The organism is Geobacillus sp. TFV-3 (genome assembly GCF_009901865.1).
Classification (GTDB): Bacteria; Bacillota; Bacilli; order Bacillales; family Anoxybacillaceae; genus Geobacillus; species Geobacillus thermoleovorans_A.
This window is the reverse complement of sequence record NZ_MPSP01000001.1, coordinates 475867-495514: the sequence shown is the minus strand read 5'-3', so window position 1 is coordinate 495514 and position 19648 is coordinate 475867. Positions and strand designations below refer to the sequence as shown.

Annotated in this window: 19 protein-coding genes and 1 pseudogene; 11 read left to right on the top strand and 9 right to left on the bottom strand. The window is 53.9% G+C overall.

What is annotated here, in order from left to right:
- Nucleotides 1–124: 124 nt before the first annotated feature.
- Both BJQ97_RS02470 and BJQ97_RS02465 read right to left on the bottom strand, forming a co-directional pair.
- Nucleotides 125–522, bottom strand: a pseudogene (locus tag BJQ97_RS02470) ((Fe-S)-binding protein); the annotation flags it as partial.
- Nucleotides 523–643: 121 nt separating this feature from the next.
- Nucleotides 644–2317: an L-lactate permease gene (locus BJQ97_RS02465; RefSeq protein WP_160155379.1), complete on the bottom strand. Its 1674-nt coding sequence runs from the start codon at nt 2315–2317 to the stop codon at nt 644–646.
- 317 nt (nt 2318–2634) lie between these two features.
- Here BJQ97_RS02465 and BJQ97_RS02460 point away from each other — a divergent pair, with 317 nt between their 5' ends.
- From BJQ97_RS02460 to BJQ97_RS02445, 4 genes are all read left to right on the top strand, one after another.
- The gene (locus BJQ97_RS02460; RefSeq protein ID WP_160155378.1) at nt 2635–3360 is read left to right on the top strand and encodes a FadR/GntR family transcriptional regulator; all 726 of its coding nucleotides are present in this window, start codon (nt 2635–2637) and stop codon (nt 3358–3360) included.
- Between the two features lie 108 nt (nt 3361–3468).
- Nucleotides 3469–4188 (top strand): (Fe-S)-binding protein, encoded by a 720-nt coding sequence (locus tag BJQ97_RS02455; RefSeq protein WP_160155377.1) that lies wholly within the window; start codon nt 3469–3471, stop codon nt 4186–4188.
- A 16-nt stretch (nt 4189–4204) separates the two neighbouring features.
- Nucleotides 4205–5635, top strand: a complete 1431-nt coding sequence (locus BJQ97_RS02450) for a LutB/LldF family L-lactate oxidation iron-sulfur protein (protein WP_160155376.1) — start codon at nt 4205–4207, stop codon at nt 5633–5635.
- Nucleotides 5632–6354, top strand: a complete 723-nt coding sequence (locus tag BJQ97_RS02445; protein ID WP_160155375.1) for a LutC/YkgG family protein — start codon at nt 5632–5634, stop codon at nt 6352–6354. Before BJQ97_RS02450 ends, BJQ97_RS02445 begins: the two co-directional genes overlap by 4 nt.
- A gap of 85 nt (nt 6355–6439) precedes the next feature.
- On the opposite strand, the gene BJQ97_RS02440 is transcribed toward BJQ97_RS02445, so the two are convergent.
- The 5 genes from BJQ97_RS02440 to BJQ97_RS02420 form a co-directional block, all read right to left on the bottom strand.
- Nucleotides 6440–6775 carry a hypothetical protein gene (locus tag BJQ97_RS02440; RefSeq protein WP_160155374.1) on the bottom strand — a complete coding sequence of 112 codons (336 nt, stop codon included), beginning with the start codon at nt 6773–6775 and terminating at the stop codon, nt 6440–6442.
- Nucleotides 6776–6885: 110 nt separating this feature from the next.
- Entirely contained in the window at nt 6886–8022 is a 1137-nt protein-coding gene (locus BJQ97_RS02435; RefSeq protein ID WP_160155373.1) for an amidase domain-containing protein, read from the bottom strand.
- Nucleotides 8023–8668: 646 nt separating this feature from the next.
- Entirely contained in the window at nt 8669–8845 is a 177-nt protein-coding gene (locus BJQ97_RS02430; RefSeq protein ID WP_268892778.1) for a response regulator transcription factor, read from the bottom strand.
- Between the two features lie 81 nt (nt 8846–8926).
- Nucleotides 8927–9859, bottom strand: a complete 933-nt coding sequence (locus BJQ97_RS02425; protein ID WP_160155372.1) for a D-2-hydroxyacid dehydrogenase — start codon at nt 9857–9859, stop codon at nt 8927–8929.
- Between the two features lie 23 nt (nt 9860–9882).
- The gene (locus BJQ97_RS02420; protein ID WP_160155371.1) at nt 9883–10569 is read right to left on the bottom strand and encodes a TerC family protein; all 687 of its coding nucleotides are present in this window, start codon (nt 10567–10569) and stop codon (nt 9883–9885) included.
- Between the two features lie 259 nt (nt 10570–10828).
- Here BJQ97_RS02420 and BJQ97_RS02415 point away from each other — a divergent pair, with 259 nt between their 5' ends.
- Entirely contained in the window at nt 10829–10966 is a 138-nt protein-coding gene (locus BJQ97_RS02415) for a hypothetical protein (RefSeq protein WP_160155370.1), read from the top strand.
- A gap of 37 nt (nt 10967–11003) precedes the next feature.
- On the opposite strand, the gene hutH is transcribed toward BJQ97_RS02415, so the two are convergent.
- Together hutH and hutP are read right to left on the bottom strand one after the other, a co-directional pair.
- Nucleotides 11004–12518, bottom strand: a complete 1515-nt coding sequence (gene hutH / locus BJQ97_RS02410; RefSeq protein WP_160155369.1) for a histidine ammonia-lyase — start codon at nt 12516–12518, stop codon at nt 11004–11006.
- 116 nt (nt 12519–12634) lie between these two features.
- On the bottom strand, nt 12635–13081 hold the full coding sequence (hutP, locus tag BJQ97_RS02405) for a histidine utilization transcription antiterminator HutP (RefSeq protein ID WP_160155368.1): 447 nt from the start codon (nt 13079–13081) through the stop codon (nt 12635–12637).
- A 260-nt stretch (nt 13082–13341) separates the two neighbouring features.
- Here hutP and BJQ97_RS02400 point away from each other — a divergent pair, with 260 nt between their 5' ends.
- From BJQ97_RS02400 to BJQ97_RS02375, 6 genes are all read left to right on the top strand, one after another.
- Nucleotides 13342–14187, top strand: a complete 846-nt coding sequence (locus tag BJQ97_RS02400) for an SPFH domain-containing protein (RefSeq protein WP_160155367.1) — start codon at nt 13342–13344, stop codon at nt 14185–14187.
- Nucleotides 14188–14202: 15 nt separating this feature from the next.
- Nucleotides 14203–14382: a type II toxin-antitoxin system antitoxin gene (locus BJQ97_RS02395; protein ID WP_044732368.1), complete on the top strand. Its 180-nt coding sequence runs from the start codon at nt 14203–14205 to the stop codon at nt 14380–14382.
- Nucleotides 14383–14819: 437 nt separating this feature from the next.
- A complete protein-coding gene (locus BJQ97_RS02390; protein ID WP_160155366.1) occupies nt 14820–15848 on the top strand; it encodes an XdhC family protein in 1029 nt (342 codons plus the stop codon).
- Nucleotides 15845–16483, top strand: a complete 639-nt coding sequence (gene pucB, locus BJQ97_RS02385; protein ID WP_160155365.1) for a xanthine dehydrogenase accessory protein PucB — start codon at nt 15845–15847, stop codon at nt 16481–16483. Before BJQ97_RS02390 ends, pucB begins: the two co-directional genes overlap by 4 nt.
- Nucleotides 16470–18797, top strand: a complete 2328-nt coding sequence (locus BJQ97_RS02380) for a xanthine dehydrogenase family protein molybdopterin-binding subunit (RefSeq protein WP_160155364.1) — start codon at nt 16470–16472, stop codon at nt 18795–18797. Before pucB ends, BJQ97_RS02380 begins: the two co-directional genes overlap by 14 nt.
- Nucleotides 18784–19629 (top strand): FAD binding domain-containing protein, encoded by an 846-nt coding sequence (locus BJQ97_RS02375; protein WP_160155363.1) that lies wholly within the window; start codon nt 18784–18786, stop codon nt 19627–19629. The genes BJQ97_RS02380 and BJQ97_RS02375 overlap by 14 nt, the downstream gene beginning before the upstream one ends.
- Nucleotides 19630–19648 lie beyond the last annotated feature (19 nt).

The window sequence follows — 19648 nt, the reverse complement described above, 5'->3', positions numbered from 1 at the left end:
TTGAATAAGCGAAAAGCACAATCGCCCCACAACACCCCAAGGCGACGCTTCCCTCCCCCGCACCGCAGGGAGGTGAAGTGTTTGCCAAACGGGTAGCACTTGTCCATCAGCCGCCACGCTGCCACTATGACAGTTGCCGGATCCGTTCTTCTCTTCGCCCTGCCTGCACTCCTTCAGTTGCTTCAAGCATTAAGTCTACAAGATGAACGGCATGGACACTTTCTGACCGTCCAGCGCGCTCGATGCCAAGCTTCATTTGCAACAGGCGGCCGGGGTTGGCGGTGACAATCGTCGTTGCATTCGTTTGTTTCGCCATTTCCATCTTATAGTCCAAAATTTGCATCGACATCTCCGGCTCGATGAGATGTAAATCTCGGCTGAACCGCAGCAGCGGTCGGCATCTTTCATTTCACGAAAATCGATCCCTTCGATCGCCCGCAGCAGCCGGCGCGGGGCTGCCGCTGTTTTCATCACATTGCGCAAATGGCATGAGTCTTGGTAGGTGACCGTTTGCGTCTTGACCTCATTCAAAATCAATCGTCTCACCCTTCCTGAAATTGTTTGCCTCCGCGCAGAGCGGAAAAGGGGCCGGGCTTGGCGCCTTATTTCCACTCGCCCCAAGCCTCGTCCCCCTTTGTGGCCGTTATGGAATCATCCACGACAATACCGTCGATTGCAAGTACACGAGAATGCCAATCAAAATGATTAAGAATATGCTATGTTTGATCGTGAAGCGGAACAAGTCGGATTCTTTGCCGGTCAACCCGACGGCCGCACAGGCGACGGCGATCGATTGCGGCGAAATCATTTTCCCGACAACGCCGCCTGATGAGTTGGCCGCCAGCGCCAGCACCGGATCCATGCCAATCGATGTCGCCGTCACTTTTTGCAGGTTGCCAAACAACAAGTTCGATGACGTGTCGGAACCGGTGATAAACACGCCGAGCCAGCCTAAAATCGGCGAGAAGAACGGGAACAACGGGCCTGTTTTGGCCAACGCCATCCCAAGCGTCGTGCTCATGCCTGACGAGTTGGCGATATAGGCAAAGCCGACAACCGAAGCGATCGTGATGATCGGGAATTTCAATTCGTTAAGCGTTTCCACAAACGTACGCGCCCACTCTTTCCACGAGATGCCGATGATGAACTTTGTGACGACCGCCGCCAGCAAAATCGCCGTCCCAGCCGCGCCGAGCAGCTCAAGCTTATACACCGCCGCGATCGGCTGGCCGCTTGGGTTCAAAATTTGGTTGTTGAGCCCCGGCACAGGCGGCATAAACGTCAAGTGGACGCCGATAGCGTTGACCAACTTCAACAAGCCGTTTGTTCCTTCATAATGGCCGGTGAGCGCCGCCTTCACTTGCGGGATGCCCCACAGCGAGATCAAAGCCGTCAGCACAAGAAACGGCGACCAAGCGCGGAATACTTCCCCGCCGCGTTGCGTCGCGCGAGCAACTTGCCCAGCAGCCGCCACTTCCGACTCCGTCGCAAAGTGGAACGTGCTTTTCGGCTTCCAATATTTCAAAAAAACAGCCAACGCAACGATCGAAACGAGCGAGGACAAAATGTCCGGCAACTCCGGTCCTAAAAAGTTCGAAGTCAAATATTGCGTCACCGCGAACGAAACACCGGAAACGATAATGGCTGGCAACACTTCCACCGTCTTTTTCCACCCGGCCATAATGAGCACGAGATAGAACGGGATGAACACCGATAAAAACGGCAGCTGCCGCCCGACCATTTTTGAGATTTCCATCGCCGGCACGCCAGTCGGTCCTTCCATCGAGATGATCGGAATCCCGACCGCCCCGAACGCCACCGGCGCTGTGTTGGCGATCAAGCAAATGCCCGCGGCATACAGCGGATTAAACCCCAACCCGGCAAGAAGCGCCGCTGAAATCGCCACCGGCGCGCCAAACCCGGCCGCCCCTTCCAAAAAGGCGCCAAACGAAAAGGCAATCAGCAACGCCTGCAACCGGCGGTCTTCAGTGAGCGAGACGACCGAGTTGCGGATAATGTCAAAATGGCCGGTTTTCACCGTCAGCTTGTATAAAAAGACGGACGTAATAATGATCCAGCCGATTGGCAACAACCCGTACACCGCGCCTTGCGTCACTGACATAACCGCTTTTCCAACCGGCATTCTGTAAGCGATTACAGCCAGCACAACAGCAAGCAATAACGTCGTCAACCCAGCGATGTGCCCTTTCATCCGCTTGACAGCCAACGCCCAAAAGAAATACAAAATCGGGATGAGTGCAACAATGGCCGATAACCAAAGCTGGTCGGCGATGGGCGTAAAGTCCTGCTTCCACATGCGGTTTTCTCCTCCCCTTTATGCCTGACTTAGCGGCGTTTGCAAATGATCGCCCGCTCATCTTTGTGTTTCACTCTTCGAGTCATCAGATGACCGGATAAGAAACGCCGCCTGTATCACATTATAAAAGCGTTTTCTACAAAATACAATAGGTGTTTCTAATTTTTCAAACTTTGCGTTTATTGATATCCTTTTTCAAATCGACAAAAAAGCGCTTGTCTCCCCTAGTTGGCTGTATCATAATTAACAGTGCGGGCATATCCATTCCCTAAAACTGGGCATCTATTTTTATTTATTCGAGTGTCGAGGTGGAACCATTGGCGTTTAAACAAATTAAAACGAAAAAAATCTATGAAGAAGTGGCCGAAGCGATTTTTGATATGATCAAAAACGGCGAGCTGAAACCCGGTGACAAACTTGATTCCGTCCAGCAGCTCGCTGAGCAATTTCAAGTCGGACGCGCCGCCATTCGCGAGGCGCTCACTGCCTTGAAAGCAATGGGGTTGATCGAACTGCGACAAGGCGAAGGGACGTACGTGCGCGAGTTTGATCCGACGATGATGACGTTTCCATTATCAATGGCTGTCTTAATGAACAAAGAAGATATTTGGCATTTGCTTGAAGTGCGCAAGCTGCTTGAGGCGGGCGCCGCCTCGCTTGCCGCCGCCAAGCGGACAGAGCATGACCTTGAGGCGATGGCGAAGGCGCTCAAACAAATGAAAGAAGGCATCGGCAGCGGTGAACTCGGCGAAAAAGCTGATTTGGCCTTTCATATGGCCATCGCTGCGGCGTCGCAAAATCCGATGCTCACAAGCATCATGAACAGCGTTTCCGGCATGATCGTTGAAACAATGCGGGAAACGCGCCGCATTTGGCTGTTTTCCAAACAGACAACGACTGAAAAGCTGCTCGCCGAGCACCAAGCGATCTTCGAAGCCATTCGCGAACAAAATCCAGATGCCGCCCGGGCGCGCATGTTGGAACATTTGACCAATGTCGAAAACGTGTTGCGTCGCTACGTTCGCACTCAGCAACCAAACTGAGTGCGTTTTTTTGCAAAAAAGAGCTACGAATCTGAAAAAATCGTTTATAATAGACATATAGTCATCAGATGACCTGCTCATCTAACAGGAAAAACTGGAGGGAAAGGAATGAAAGTGTCATTGTTCGTCACTTGCCTCATCGACCTTTTTTACACAAACGCCGGCAAGGCGACCGTCGAACTGCTCGAGCGGCTTGGCTGCGAGGTTGATTTTCCGGAGGCGCAAACGTGCTGTGGACAGCCGGCGTATAACAGCGGTTATGTCAAAGAGGCGAAAGAGGCCATGAAACAGATGATGCGCGCGTTCGCCCACGCCGATTACGTTGTCACTCCATCCGGCTCGTGCGCGGCGATGCTGAAAGAGTATCCGCACATTTTCCACGGCGACCCGGAATGGGAAGACGAAGCGAACCAGCTGGCGGCAAAAACGTATGAGCTGACGCAATTTCTCGTTGACGTGCTGAAGGTCGAGGATGTCGGCGCCTCGCTCCACGGGCGGGCGACATACCATACATCCTGTCATATGACAAGGCTTCTTGGCGTCAAAGACGCACCTCTCCGGCTATTGGAACATGTTAAAGGGCTTGAGCTCGTTCCGCTGCCGAATGCCCACCAGTGCTGCGGGTTTGGCGGCACATTTTCCGTCAAAATGGGGCCGATTTCCGAACAAATGGTTGACGAAAAAATCGAACATATCGAAGAAGTGGAAGCCGACTATTTAATCGGAGCGGACTGCGGCTGTTTAATGAACATCGGCGGACGCATCGGGCGGCTCGGCAAGCCGATCCGCGTCATGCATATCGCTGAAGTGTTAAACGCACGCAACTAAAAGGGGGGAAGCGAACATGCCGATGAAAATCGAAAACGGGCCGTTTTGGAAACGGGTCGAAGAAAATTTAAACAACGACTTTATGCGCGGGGCGGTCGCCGGCATGCAAGACCGCGGCTATGTGCGGCGGCTTGGCGTCATCGAAGAGCTCGGCCATTGGGAAGAGTGGCGCTCGCTTGCCGAACAAATCCGAAAACATACGCTGGAAAACTTGGACTATTATTTAATGCAGCTCAGTGAAAACGTCGCCAAACGGGGCGGACACGTTTTTTTCGCTCAGACGGCTGAAGAAGCGAACGACTATATCCGCCGCGTGGCTTTGGAAAAGCAAGCGAAAAAAATCGTCAAATCGAAATCGATGGTGACAGAAGAAATCAACTTAAACCCAGTGCTTGAGGCCATCGGCTGCCAAGTGATCGAAACGGACCTTGGCGAATACATTTTGCAAATCGATGACCATGACCCGCCGTCGCATATCGTCGGTCCGGCGCTGCATAAAAACAAAGAGCAAATTCGCGACGTCTTCCGCCGCAAGCTCGGCTATACGAAATCGTCCGACCCAGTCGAGCTCGCCCGCCATGCCCGCGAGATGCTGCGGCGCGACTATTTGACAGCCGACATCGGCATTACCGGCTGCAACTTCGCCATCGCCGAATCGGGCTCGATTACGCTTGTTACGAACGAAGGCAACGCCGACTTGGTGACAGCGCTGCCGAAAACGCAAATTACCGTCATGGGGATGGAGCGAATCGTCCCGACGTTTGAGGAGATGGAAGTGCTTGTGAGCATGCTGACGCGCAGCGCCGTCGGACAAAAATTGACGAGCTACATTACGGTCCTCACCGGTCCGCGCGACGAAGGCGACGCTGACGGTCCGGAAGAATTCCATCTCGTCATCGTGGACAACGGGCGCTCATCGATTTTAGGCACCGAGTTCCAGCCGGTGCTGCAATGCATCCGCTGCGCCGCCTGTGTCAACGTCTGCCCAGTATATCGCCATATCGGCGGCCATTCGTATGGCTCGATTTACTCCGGCCCGATCGGGGCCGTGTTGTCGCCGCTGTTGGGCGGCTATGACGATTACAAAGAGCTCCCGTACGCATCCTCACTTTGCGCCGCCTGTACGGAAGCGTGCCCGGTGAAAATCCCGCTTCACGAGCTGTTGATTAAACATCGCCAAATCATCGTTGAGCGCGAAGGAAAAGCGCCGGTCGCAGAAAAATTGGCGATGAAGGCGTTTCGCCTCGGAACGGCCTCGCCATCGTTATACCGATTTGGCACAAAACTCGCTCCAGGCGCCTTCGCTCCGTTCGTTGAGGACGGGCGCGTCACGAAAGGCCCCGGCCCGCTCAAAGCGTGGACGGAAAGCCGCGAGTTTCCGGCGCCAAGCAAAGAGCGGTTCCGCGATTGGTTCCGCGACCGCCCAAAAGGAGGAAACCCGTCATGACTCGTGGCACCATTTATAACCGCGATGCGTTTTTAGAGAACATCGCCCGGCGTCTCGGAAGAAGCCCCCGCCTATCCGGGGTTTCCCGGCCGCAATGGAGCTATCAGCCGCAATGGACGGTATTTGCCGGGCGCAGCCAAGAGGACCTATTGAAAGTGCTGCAAAAACAATGCGAATTGATCCATACCGATTACATCGAGACGACAAGCGCCGAACTCGCCGGCGCGCTGAAGCGGCAAGTCGCCGCCTATGGAGGCGGCCCGATCATCGTGCCGGATGACCCGCGCTTTGCCGAGTATGGACTGTCCGCCTTGCTCCGCGACGAATGGCCCGCGGAACAAACGACCATCCATATTTGGAATCCGGCGCTTGGCCGAAAAAACATTGACGCCGCCGAGCAGGCGAACGTCGGCATCGCTTTTAGCGACATCACCCTCGCCGAATCGGGGACTGTCGTATTGTTTTCCCGCAATGAACAAGGTCGGGCCATTCACTTTTTGCCGAAAACGTATATCGCCATCGTGCCGAAAAGCACGGTCGTGCCGCGCATGACGCAAGCGGCGGCTTACATTCACGAGCAAATCGAAAAAGGCGCCCTCGTCCCGTCATGCATCAACTTCATCACCGGCCCAAGCAACTCAGCCGACATTGAAATGAACTTGGTCGTCGGCGTCCACGGTCCAATGAAAGCGGCGTACATCATCGTCACCGATCGGTGAACATGAGAAGACGGTGTCCATCATGGCAAGGGCACCGTTTCCTTTTTTCCTCAAAAAAAGCCCGTAATGGTTTGACTATTCTTTATCAATTCGGTTGGAACGGGCTTAAGGATACTTTGGTGCGATTTTTCACATCTGTAACGACAAGCAAAATCTTACGTCCCTTCTTTTCATAGACGAAGGCTGATCCCCACCTGTCAACTTGAATCCATTGTCGTTTTTCAAGTTCATTAAGATAATAGCCGGCAACTTCCTCTGCAGACGCAGATAAAACGACAAACTCCACCCTATCGTCCACCGAATGAATTTGACTCGCTTTTGGATGCAACGGGATATCTTGATACCCTGGGACAGTCTGTTGCCGGCATCCTGAAAATAAAATAGATACAAGGATCAAAACCAACGGGATGCCAATGCGCACTTCATCCCCCTCCGTCCCTATGGAATAAATAATATCCTAGCTCCAGAATCAGCCCGATGACGGATAGTTAGTTAGTTACTAGATCATCCATCCGCCATCGCAATCTTTGATTAGTTAATCCAATAGAAATCTGTCACATGGAGGAAACGTGTCGTTTTAGCCCCCAAATCCCAATATCGATGATACGTATCATTGGTATGGTAGTTGACATACGGCTGGCCGTTCTTGATCTCAACGACAATCGCGCTGTGATCCAAGATGCCATCACCGTCAAAATCGTAATATATGCTGTCACCTAACTGCAGATCAGTTGCCTTGGCAACGTACGTGCCACGGTGCTCATCCGTCTCATTATTCCGGGAAAGATGATACGCTTGATCGTGGGCCACGGACCAGCTGTAAGTCCATGCGTCATCCCCGGTCCCTGAAGTTCCTTTGGTATTGTACCACCAAACATACGGTTCCACCCAAGCTTGCCGAGCAAAGCCTCCTTCGTAGAACGACTGAGAAACGAAATTAGCGCAGTCATTCGAAAAGGATCGGTACTTCGGGTTACGCCCATTCCACCATCGATTAGCATAGTTGACAGCCCCTTGCCGCGAGTAATAGGTGTAAAACCCCTGAGTTACAACATCGCCTCCAGCGATTGAGGCAGGCAGAGTCTCTGAGCCCGATGCCCCAACCTTCCGCCCGTTTTCCTGTCCTCTTTTAGAATACGTATCTTGGTAGTTCATCCCAACAATCAGCCAATCTCCATCACGTTTGATCAATGTAGCGGAATAAGGAATGTTGGCCTCTTTGGTGATCACAGATTCATTCGATCCCGGAAACACGGACTCATACTCAACAGAAACCAGCGCCCGGACCTTAGCCATTTTACCGTTGATCTCAACACTTTCGAAAACGGGGTGAATCTCCACATTTGAATATCGAAACCCAGCACGAGAAGCGGGTTCCAAGTAATGTTTTCTTACGTAAGCGCGCTCCCGGCTTTCCTCTTGTTCGGAAACACTTGGATCATAAAACTGTTTCACGTTCACCTGTGGATCAATAATTAGCTGCCATCGAGCCTCTAAAGCATGGACAACCGTCTGTTGCACAGCAGCAAGATCACTGTCGCTTGAAGGGCTTGCCACTAAGCTGGAAGCTCCAGCCGAGCTGCCTCCTGAAATGAACAGACTCGTTAGCCCTCCTACGAGCACAATCAATGAAATGACCAATCGTTTCAAGTGTAATGGGTGAAACATAACATTCACTCTCCCCTGCTACACCATTTTCCATCACCATATCAACACCAAGTCAGTTTATGAAAAAGACATCTCGAAGTCATCCTAATTTATCAATCGCCCCCTTCTTTCAATGACAACTGTATATTAGTCAGATAAATGACAATGGTCACTTTAAACCTGTTGGGGTTCCTGGTTAAGAAGTTGAGTTCCATGGTCGTTTCGGAGTCGCAAAAGAGATGTAGAAACAAGTTGTGTTGTCACCAGATCATCGCAATCGAGTAAACTCGAGATTAACTAACGTTCAGCGCTTAGGACGGACAGAATGACCGAAGAAGTGAAACTCTCCAGGTTGTAGGGACAACTATTGCAAACGCAAGTCAAACGCAAGTCATTTCCCTTGTTTTTCGTCTTACCTACTTTTCAATCCATGGCTTCTTTAATTTTTTATTATAACAAAATTGAATTCACCAAATCATCCGTATTTTCCGCAATCATTCAGTGTTTCGTTCATCTAAAATTATATTTCCATCCCCCTTTTCTTTTCACCGCCAACACCACATCGGAACCCCGCCATTTTTTGGCGGAATACCGACACGAGATGGCGGACTCCGAAAAGAAAACGCCCTCACCGATCCGATGAAGGCGTTCGCAACACATGAAGCTCTCATGGTTTGGCTTTTTCCACGGCTTCTATTCGTGAAGATACGTGTAGCTTGTTGAAGATACACGATAGGTGTGTTTCTACACTTCGCTGGCTTATATGATGTTTTTTGGCAATGCCTTTATTACATAAACCGTTGGCGATTTCCATTAATATTTCTTGCTCGAGCTCACTCAGCACAACATGTTCTTCTGCAATTTTGGCCTTTACTTCGCAACGATGCAATAGAAAAATTTGTGTTTTTGAGACACCCTTTTTCCTTCAATATCGCCGGCTGACATCGACCGCATTGTGAAGCGGTTCGCCGGTTTCGATGCAGCGGAGCGTATCTAAAATGCTGCGGGCGGCGTCCTCTGTCGACGTAAGCGCCGCGATATGCGGGGTGATGATAATGTTCGGATGAACCCATAGCGGCGAGTGCGGGGGAAGCGGTTCTTCTTCAAACACATCGAGCACCGCTAGGCGAACGTTGCGGTTTTCCAGCGCGCCGACAAGCGCCGTCTCCTCGACTGTCGCGCCGCGGCCGACATTGATAAAGCCTGCATTATGCAAACAGGAAAAAAACTGCTCATCAAAGAGATGATGCGTTTCCTCGGTCAGCGGAAGGGCAGCGATCACCCAATCGGCGCAAGCAAGCGCTTCCCTAGCCTCTTCATGGCGGTAAACAGCCGAAAACGGCGGTGTTTCTCGGCCGCTATGCGATACGCCGATCGGCGAAACGCCGAACAGACGAAGCGTTTCCGCGATGCGCCGGCCGATCTTACCCGTTCCATAAATGACAATCCGCTGTTCGCCAAGCCGTTTCGGGGCGATCGGCTTCCACTGCCGCTGTTCTTGATACCATGCATAGACATCATGGCACTGAGCGTCGCGCAGCAAATAGCTCAAACAATATTCACTGATCTGCTCGCCAAACGAGCCGATCGTCCGCGTCAGCAGCACGTCCTTCTTCCATTCCCGTTTCCACAAAAATGCGTCAACGCCCGCGCCGAGGGAATGCACCCAACGAAGCGACGCAAGCGAAAACGTCCCGGCCGGCCGGAAGCCGACGTACGCATCCGCCCAAGCGAAATCAGCCTCCTTCAATTCTTCTTCAGCGACAAAGCGAAACTCTTTATCGGGCCGCTTGTCCGGAAGAAGGGCGGCAAGCTCGGCATAAAGCCTTCCCGTCACGAGAATGCGTTGGATGTTCATGGCATCACAACACCTCCAGCCGCTCAAATAAGCGTCCCTTCTTCACGCTCGGCCTTTTTATTCGTGATATAGCCGGCAGACACGACAAAGATCGTCACACCGGCGGCAACGGCATAGACGAACGGACCATGTGACAAGTGAAGCCAATGCAGCACCCCTTCATCCCCCGCCATCATCTTCCCGGCCGTCCACGCCAAAATGCCCGAACCAACGTACGCAATCCAACGATGGTTCTCCATAATGTGGACGATCGCTTTCGAACCGAAAATCATGATTGGGATGCTGATGGCCACTCCAAGCGCAAGCATGCCGAGATGCCCGTCCGCCGCACCGGCGACAGCGACAACATTGTCCAAGCTCATGACCGCATCGGCTGCAATAATTGTCATAATCGCCTTCAACAACCGGTCTGCCGATCTTACGTTTGCTTCCTCTTCCCGCTCAACGAGCACTTTATAGGCGATCCATACAAGCAGCAAACCGCCCGCAAAGTGAATAAACGGGATTTGGAGCAAAAAGACGATGACAATCGCAAACAAAATGCGCAGCAGCACCGCCCCCGCCGTTCCCCAAACGATCGCTTTGTTCCGCTGGTCTTTCGGCAGCCGCCGCGTCGCCATCGCAATGACAACCGCATTATCCCCCGACAAAATAATGTCAATCGCAATAATCTTCCATAACGCCAACAGCGCCGCGGCCGAAATCGTCAACAGAAGCCACCCTTTCCCCTTTTTCTCTCTTTCTCATCTTACCGCAAATCCGCAAGGAGAACAACTTTGAGAGACTGGTGAAAAATGACTGATTTCGCCGAATCCATTCCTTATCAGTTGACAAAGAGGTACTGATTTTACAAGGTTTCTCAGCCTGGGAAAGGGCCGTTTTTCACGACTTTTTCACTACATCATCAACTTTCTCGGACAGATCACAAATGCCCTCGGCCTAACCAGAAAGAAATGAGGAGGAAAACCGATGACACCGGTCAAACTTTACAGAAAAAATGAAGGAAGCAAGCCACATTCGCTGATGGCTGCATCCCCGATCTCCAGCGGAACGAGGCGGCAAATCAAGGTCTATATAACCACCATTTTTTCAAATACCTATCCTTGAACGCTCTCCCACTACGCCCACCATGCTTTGCCCTTCTCTAAGCTTTCGTTTCATCACAGAGGGAGTGATGTTTTGCCCTTTCTCTCAACCAAACTGCCATCGCTTCAATGTCATCGGAAAAGATGCGGTCCGCCACAATAGGGGGAACGATGCGGCGCGCATCATGGTACCACTGCCTTGTCGCCGGAGCCATCCTCTCAACACCGCGCGCTTCAACAGCCTGCAAAGCGCAAATGAGCTCAATCGCCAGCACTTTTCTTGCGTTTTGCACGATCATGTACGCATGGCGGGCGGCGATCGTTCCCATGCTGACGTGATCTTCTTGGTTGGCCGATGATGGGATCGAATCGACGCTGGCTGGGTGAGCGAGCGTCTTGTTTTCCGATACAAGCGAAGCGGCGACGTATTGCATAATCATCGCTCCAGACTGCAAGCCAGGCTTGGGGCTTAAAAACGGCGGCAACCCTTCATTGAGCTGCGGATTGACGAGCCGTTCGATGCGGCGCTCACTGATGTTGGCCAGCTCAGCAACCGCGATTTTCAACAAATCCATGGCGATCGCAACCGGCTGGCCATGGAAGTTGCCGCCAGAGAGCACCGCCCTGTCATCAAAAATGAGCGGATTGTCGGTCGCCGCATTCATTTCGATTTCCAACGTTTCTTTTACATAGCGAAGCGCCCTGAGCGACGCCCCGTGCACTTGCGGAATGCAGCGGATGGAGTAGGCGTCTTGCACGCGCCGCTCCCCTTGCCCTGTTGTGAGTTGGCTGCCATCTAGGTAGCGGCGTATCCGTTCCGCCACCTCCGCCTGCTCCTGAAACCCGCGGACTGCGTGGATGCGGGCGTCAAACGCGTCCACAATGCCATAAAGCGCCTCAATCGTCAGCGCTGCGATCCATTCGCTGTCATAAGCAAGCTGCCCCGCCTCCAAGCAAGCAAGCGCCCCAACGGCCGTCATCGCCTGCGTTCCATTAATGAGCGCCAACCCTTCTTTCGCTTGAAGGGAAAGTGGTGAAATTCCCGCTTGTGAAAGCGCTTGGGCGGCAGGCATGCGCTGCCCTTGATACATCACCTCTCCTTCTCCAACAAGCGCCAGCGCCAAGTGGGCGAGCGGGGCTAAATCGCCGCTCGCGCCGAGGGAGCCTTGCTGCGGCACGATCGGATGGATGCCGGTGTTCAAAAACGAGAGCAGCTGCTCAATGACCGCTGGACGCACGCCGGAATACCCTTTCAACAACGCATTCGCCCGCAAAAGAAGCATCGCCCGCACGACATCTTCGGCAAATGGCTCACCGACAGCACAGGCGTGCGAGCGGAGAAGATTGATTTGCAGCTGCTCAAGATCGCTTCCGCCAATGCGCACATCGGCGAGTTTGCCAAAGCCCGTATTCACGCCATAGATCGTCCGTCCGTTGGAGATCGCTTGCTCCACTGCCGCGCGGCTTTTCTCGACAGCCCTCATGCTTTCCTCCGCAGCCGCCACCCGCTCCCGTTCATAGACAACACGTCTTACCTCATCGATTGTCAATGTATGTCCGGTCAAAACAACCATCATTCCATCCCCTTTCATTTGCTTTTCCAATCAAGCGCCTGGGCAAATAAAAAAGGAGGCAGCCTGCCATATGGCAGTGTTCGCCTCCTCATAACTTATTGCTCTAGGCATTGCTCCTATATATGATTGATTCCGAGCCCAACCGTCTCATGCTCAAGACCTCTCACGGGAGCGCCGATCGTCCCGTACAAGGCGACGGCGATCCATTCCCCCTCGTTCGGTTGCTCATACGGCATACCGCGCACGACAGCGAAACGAAGGCCAGCAGTTCTCAACAAATCTCCCAGCTCTACCTGCCCCCTCGTCACACCATGCACCGCCTCTAAAATCGCGTGGTACAACGCGTGCATCTCGCGGTATAAACGGCCGTTCACCACCCCGTGCCGTTTCGCTGCCGTCTCGATGGCCGCAACGATCTTTTGGGGCTCCATCGCCCCGACCCGCCCTTGACAATAGCGCCAAGCGAGCGCCTCAAGATAGTCGATGGCCGCTTTTTCCTCTTCCTCGTCAAACATCGCCAGCAGCAATGCCTGCCGGCCGATGCGCGCTTGTCTTGTTTCCATGGCTTCTGTACACCTATTAGTCTTTTTTTCTATTGTATGATGTCAATGATAGCGATGTCAATTATCAATTCCCATTTTTTAGTACATTAAAACATTAACAGGATGAACGATCGCCCTTGATGTTTTTGGATGAAAAATCATGGGAAACATGCGCCTCGCGGCGAGCCATCGACCACTCCACCTTCTCATCTTAAGGTTTCCATTTTTTTGATTGTATGATATCATATACATATCAAATCAACATTATAAGGGGGATAGGGATGAGAGAACAAGAAGCATGGCGCATGGATGGATTTATCGGCATCGGATGCGTCGCCCTTTTCGTTATGGCTGGTTTTGTCAGCCTTATTCAAGTTCAGCTCTTATTGGCCGTTTTCTGCTTCGTTCTTGCCGCCTTCTTGGCGACTGGCATCACGATTGTGCAGCCGAACCAAGCGAAAGTACTCACCTTTTTTGGCCGCTATTTCGGCACGATCCGCGACAGCGGGCTGTTTTTCACTGTGCCGCTCACTATCCGGACAAAAGTATCGCTGCGCGTGCGCAACTTCACAAGCAACAAGCTGAAAGTGAACGATGTTCAAGGCAATCCTATTGAAATCGCCGCTGTCGTCGTCTTTCGCGTCATCGATTCGGCAAAAGCGGTGTTCGATGTTGATGATTACGAACAGTTCGTTGAAATTCAAAGCGAAGCGGCCATCCGCCATGTAGCGACGAAATATCCGTACGACACGTTTGACGACGACAACGACATTACGCTGCGCGGCAATGCGGATGTCATTTCCGATGTGCTTGCCGCAGAATTGCAAGAACGGCTGCGCATTGCCGGAGTTGACGTGATGGAAGCGCGCCTCACCCACTTGGCCTACTCGCCGGAAATCGCGGGCGCCATGCTCCAACGCCAGCAAGCCGCCGCCATTTTGGCCGCTCGAAAAAAAATCGTCGAAGGCGCCGTCTCGATGGCGCAAATGGCGATTGAACAACTTGACAAAGAAAATGTTTTAGAGTTAGATGATGAACGGAAGGCCGCCATGGTGAACAACTTGATGGTAGCGATCGTTTCCGAGCGCGCCACTCAGCCGGTCATCAATGCCGGGAGTCTATATTAACGGTTGTGGAGTGCGATGACAAAGAAAAAACAATTTCCCCTTCGCATTGACCATGAATTATATGCCGCGCTCGAACAATGGGCGCAAGATGAATTCCGCAGCGTCAACGCCCAGATCGAGTTTTTGCTGCGGGAAGCAGCGAAGCGGGCCGGACGGCTCGGAAAAGGAAAAACAGATCCAAAGCAAGGAAGCTAGCCGATGACGGCTGGCTTCTTTTGTTTTTCAGTCATGGGCATTTGTTACAGGAATATAATGATAGCAGAGCTCTTTAGTGAACTACCCGCCACCTACACTTCGCTTAGAGGTGGAGGCTTCAAGCGACTTGTGCGTGTTTGCTGAACGGTAAGCCACACACAAGAACCCTTTACGCTTCCCTTCATTCCGAAGGTGTCCGTTCTAACCATAGACTATCATATATTCGTTGGCGATTGGCAACCGAAATTCATCTCCCGCCTACTCACTGGGCTGTGCCCTTCACGTTCCTTGAGGCGGGAGGCTTCTTTCGGAAATTACGTTAAAAAGGGGAACGACCCGATGCCTCCGCTTACAGCCATTGCGAAAGTTGATGCATCATCCCCAAGGCGCTTTCAACAGCTTAGCCGCCTTTGGCGCAATGCGAAAGGAGGATGAGCATGGAGAGCTACTATGCTGTGCTCGAAGCGATCGCCGGCGCGCCAGGCGATGGTGTGCTGGCCTTCATCATTCAAGTGGAAGGCTCGGCTTATCAAAAAGAAGGAACATGCATGTGGATTGACGCCGATGGCAAAACAATCGGCCTGCTTAGCGGCGGCTGCCTTGAAGAAGCGGTAGCCGTGCACGCCATCGATATATTGACCCGCCGCCAGGCGGCGGCCGTTTCATTCGACTTGCGCGCCGAAGACGATTCATCTTGGGGGCAAGGCGCCGGATGCAACGGCCTCGTCCTCATTTGGCTCGAGCCGGTCACAAGCGACACAAGGCATGATTGGCTGGCGCTCAAGCGTTGCCTTGACCGCGGTGAACATGTACTGATGGTCCGAAGCGTCGTGCATCCAAACGAACGGCCGTTTTTCCAAAGCGAAACAGGGGAACAATTCGGCGGCTGCTGCCGGACGCCGCGTCCGGAATGGCGCGAATGGCTTCAAGGCACGCCGTTTTACCAAGGACAAAACGGGTTGTACGAAGCGGACGGGGAAACGTTTTACATCCAGCACTTTTGGCCAAAACCGCGCCTCGTCATTTTCGGCGCCGGGCCGGACGCCCCGCCGCTCGTCTTGGCAGCCAAAGCGGCGGGATTTTCCGTTACCGTAAGCGATTGGCGCCCAGCGTTTTGCCACCCATCCCATGTGCCGGACGCTGATGCATGGGTGATTGGCTTTCCGCATGAAACAGTGCCAGCGCTCCACTTGAATGAACGCGACTTTGTCGTCGTGATGACCCACCAATTTGAACGCGACCGCGAACTCGTCTCGTTGTTGGCTGACAAACCGCTCGCCTATCTTGGCGTGCTCGGGCCGCGGCGGCGCACGGACCGCCTCTTTCCTTCCGGCTCGACGCCTCCATTTGTCCGTTCGCCAGCAGGGATTTCCATCGGCGCACGCGGTCCGCACGAAATCGCCGTGAGCATCACCGCGGAGCTGATCAGCGTGCTTCGCGGACGGTTGACGAGGGCGGAACGATGAACCAGGTTTCCATTGCCGCCATTTATTTAGCAGCCGGGGAAAGCCGACGAATGGGAACGGATAAACGCGCTTTGCCTTGGGGGGAAAGCACGCTTGGCGCCGCCGTCCTTAAAGCGGCGCTTCGTTCCCGCCTTGCACCGGTCATCGTCGTCATTCCTCCAGACGATGCGCTCGCGTGGCTTCCGGTCGAGCTTCGGAATCATGAAAAGTGCCGCTTCGTCCGCTGCGCAGTCCATCACCGCGGGCAGGCGCATTCGCTTGCCTGCGGCCTGCAAGAAGCGCTCGCTGCTGGGGCCGACGCCGCCGCTGTGCTGCTCGCCGATCAGCCGTTTGTCACGTCTGAAATGATTGATGTGCTTGCCGACCTTTATCGCCGGCACCGTCCTGATTATGTCGCCTTCGCCCGCTTCGGCACGCCGATGCCCCCAGTCATTTTTGGAAAACAGATGTTTCCTTCCCTGCTTTCTCTAAAGGGCGATGCCGGAGGGCGCTCTCTCTTTCGCGATCCCCACTGGTGCGGCCTTTTGTATGAAGGCGACGAAACGGCCGGCATCGACATTGACACGAAAGATGATTATAAGCGTGCCGTCATGGATCGAGAAGAAAAGGAGGGACGCCACCGTGGCCGTCGGTAAAAGCATCATCCGCAAAGAAGCGTGGGATAAAGTGACCGGCCGAGCGAAATATACGAACGATTTCAAAGAACAAGGGATGCTTCATGCCGCTTTGGTGACAAGTCCATACGCCCATGCGCGCATCCTCTCGCTGGATGCACGCCGCGCGATCGCCGCCCACGGCGTCCATGCTGTTGTGACCGGCGAGGGGCTTCCGCTCACCGGTGAAGACATGCGCGATCGTCCGCCGATCGCCGTCGACAAAGTGCGCTACTATGGCGAAGTCGTCGCCGTCGTCGTCGCCGATACGCTCGCGCAAGCCGAACAAGCGGCCCGCCTCGTCCGCATCGTTTACGAACCGCTTCCGGCCGTCGGTTCACCGAGTGAGGCGTTGAAAGAAGGCGCCCCATTATTGCATGAACATCTCGACCGCTATGAAAAAAACAAAACGACTCATCCTGAGCCAGGGACAAACGTCGCCCACCGGACGAAAATCCGAAAAGGCAACATTAAACAAGGGTTTGCTGAAAGCGACGTCATCGTCGAAACGAGCGTATCGTTCGCCCCTTCCGACCATATCGCAATGGAAACACGCTGCGCCACGGCGGAAATTTGGCCGGACGGCACGATCCATATTTCCGCCTCCTCACAGTCACCGTTTATGATCAAGAAGTTGCTTCATACGTATTTTGGCGAAGAAACCGGCAAAGTCATCGTCCATACGCCGCTTGTCGGCGGCGCCTACGGCGGCAAGGCGCCCGTCCAGATTGAACTGCTCGCCTACCTTGCCTCGAAAGCGGTCGGCGGCCGAAAAGTGAGCATATGGAACAGCCGCGAACATGACATGGTCACGTCGCCCGTCCATATCGGTTTGGAGGCAACCGTCAAAATCGGAGCGACGAGAGACGGCATCTTCAAAGCGATGGAAATTTTATTTCTATTTGACGGCGGGGCTTATTCCGACAAGGCGATCGATGTCAGCCGCGCGGCAGCCGTCGATTGCACCGGCCCATACCATGTCGAAAACGTTGTTTGTGATTCATTGTGCGTCTATACGAATCGCCCGTACGCGACGCCGTTTCGCAGTTTTGGCCATTGTGAACAGGCATTTGCCGTCGAGCGGGCCATCGATGAATTGGCGTGGACGCTGCAGCTTGACCCATGGGAAGTGCGGCGCAAAAATGCCATTCGCCCGGGACATACGACCCCAACGCAAGTACGGCTCACAAAAAGCAACGTCGGCAACATGACGGCCTGCCTCGACCGATTGCGCGAGCTGATGCGTTGGGACGAGTGGCAGCGCGTGGAATTGGACGCCTATACGGTAAGAGCAAAGGGGATCAGCGCCGGCTGGAAAACATCGACGATCGACACAGATGCCAGCTCGGGCGTCATCTTAACGTTCAACTCCGACGGCAGCGTCAACGTCATCTCCGGCGTCGTCGAAATCGGCACCGGCACGAAAACGGTGCTCGCGCAAATCGTTGCCGAACGGCTGAAGATGGACGTCGATTGTGTCCATGTCAAAATGGATATCGACACGCAAACGACACCGGAACATTGGAAAACGGTCGCCAGCCGCGGGACGTTTATGGCCGGACGCGCCGCGCTTGCCGCTGCCGATGACGCCATCCGTCAGTTAAAAGACATCGCCGCCTGCGTCTTGCGGGCCTCGCCGGACGATTTGGAAGTTGGTTTCGGGCGCGTCTTTTTGCGCGATGACCCGGCCATCTTTCTTCCGATCAAAGACATCGCCTATGGCTACAAGTTTCCGAACGGCAACGCCATCGGCGGGCAAGTGATCGGGCGCGGCCACTACATTTTGCGCCACTTGACCCCGCTTGACCCAGAGACCGGCGCCGGCAAGCCGGGCCCGGAATGGGGGGTAGGCGCCGAAGGAGTGGAAATTGAGTTCAACCGCCGCGACTACACGTATCGCATTGTCAAAGCGTATGCGGTCATTGACGCCGGCAAAGTGCTCAACCCAAAGGCAGCGCTTGGCCAGGCGATGGGGGCGATGAGCATGGGGCTAAGCTTTGCCAGCCGCGAAGGGTTTCTGTTTGACAAAGAACAACGCGTCTTGAACCCGCAGCTGCGCACATACCGGCCGATCCGCTTCGGCGAACATCCAGAGTACATCGTAGAGTTTGTCGAAACTCCGCAAATCGATGCCCCATACGGCGCTCGCGGCATCGGCGAACATGGCTTGATCGGGATGCCCGCCGCCTTGGCAAACGCCTTGTCGCTCGCTGCCGGCGTGCCGCTCAATGAACTGCCGCTTGTGCCGGAGCTCATTTGGCGGAAACAGAAAGGAGATTCCGATGGTTCCGTTTGACTTTGCCTACTACCGGCCTCAATCGATCGCCGAAGCGACAGCGCTGTTTGCGGCGCTTGAGCAGGATGGAAAACGACCGCTCTACTACGGCGGCGGCACGGAGATCATCACGTTGTCTCGTTTGAACCTTGTGCGAACCGCCGCCGTCATTGATATAAAAGCGATCCCTGAATGTCGGACACTTGATGTCAGCAATGATTCTCTCGTGCTCGGAGCAGCGCTCTCACTCACTGAACTTGAGGAAGCAAACCTGTTCCCATTGCTAACAAAAGCGGCGAGAGAAGTGGCCGACCGGACTGCACGCAACCAAATTACGCTCGGCGGCAACATCTGCGGGCAAATTTTTTACCGTGAGACCGCACTGCCGCTATTCGTCGCCGAGGCGGATGCCATCATCGCCGGACCATACGGCATTCGGCAATGCCGCTTCAACGATTGGTTTCATCAACAACAGCTGCAGCTCGGCCGCGGTGAATTTATCGTCCAATTCAAGGTTGATCGCGCCGCCGCCGCTCTGCCCCATTTCCATCGCAAGCGCCGCAAGCAAGGGGAAGTCGGCTACCCGCTTGTGACGATTGCAGCGCTGAAAAAAGACCGGACGGTTCGCATTGCCTTAAGCGGCGTCTGTCCGTTCCCGTTCCGCTCCGCTGAAGTCGAGGCGCACTTGAACGACCGGAGCCGCCCAGTTGGTGAACGAATCCAAGCAGCGGTTGACGCTTTCCCGCGCCCGATTTTGCACGATATCGAAGGCTCGGCAGACTACCGGCTGTTCGTGGCCGCACAGCTGCTTGAAGATATGCTTCGTGAGCTCGGAGACGGAGAAACCGTCTAAACAGGAGGTGAACATGCGG

Excerpts from the sequence above, each read along its gene's own strand:
- BJQ97_RS02445 (WP_160155375.1), top strand. The coding sequence starts at position 5,632 with ATGACTCGTGGCACCATTTATAACCGCGATGCGTTTTTAGAGAACATC.
- pucB (WP_160155365.1), top strand. The coding sequence starts at position 15,845 with ATGAACCAGGTTTCCATTGCCGCCATTTATTTAGCAGCCGGGGAAAGC.
- BJQ97_RS02415 (WP_160155370.1), top strand. The coding sequence starts at position 10,829 with ATGACACCGGTCAAACTTTACAGAAAAAATGAAGGAAGCAAGCCACAT.
- BJQ97_RS02375 (WP_160155363.1), top strand. The coding sequence starts at position 18,784 with ATGGTTCCGTTTGACTTTGCCTACTACCGGCCTCAATCGATCGCCGAA.
- BJQ97_RS02400 (WP_160155367.1), top strand. The coding sequence starts at position 13,342 with ATGAGAGAACAAGAAGCATGGCGCATGGATGGATTTATCGGCATCGGA.
- BJQ97_RS02465 (WP_160155379.1), bottom strand. The coding sequence starts at position 2,317 with ATGTGGAAGCAGGACTTTACGCCCATCGCCGACCAGCTTTGGTTATCG.
- BJQ97_RS02455 (WP_160155377.1), top strand. The coding sequence starts at position 3,469 with ATGAAAGTGTCATTGTTCGTCACTTGCCTCATCGACCTTTTTTACACA.
- BJQ97_RS02395 (WP_044732368.1), top strand. The coding sequence starts at position 14,203 with ATGACAAAGAAAAAACAATTTCCCCTTCGCATTGACCATGAATTATAT.
- hutP (WP_160155368.1), bottom strand. The coding sequence starts at position 13,081 with ATGGAAACAAGACAAGCGCGCATCGGCCGGCAGGCATTGCTGCTGGCG.
- BJQ97_RS02390 (WP_160155366.1), top strand. The coding sequence starts at position 14,820 with ATGGAGAGCTACTATGCTGTGCTCGAAGCGATCGCCGGCGCGCCAGGC.
- hutH (WP_160155369.1), bottom strand. The coding sequence starts at position 12,518 with ATGGTTGTTTTGACCGGACATACATTGACAATCGATGAGGTAAGACGT.
- BJQ97_RS02435 (WP_160155373.1), bottom strand. The coding sequence starts at position 8,022 with ATGTTTCACCCATTACACTTGAAACGATTGGTCATTTCATTGATTGTG.
- BJQ97_RS02450 (WP_160155376.1), top strand. The coding sequence starts at position 4,205 with ATGCCGATGAAAATCGAAAACGGGCCGTTTTGGAAACGGGTCGAAGAA.
- BJQ97_RS02425 (WP_160155372.1), bottom strand. The coding sequence starts at position 9,859 with ATGAACATCCAACGCATTCTCGTGACGGGAAGGCTTTATGCCGAGCTT.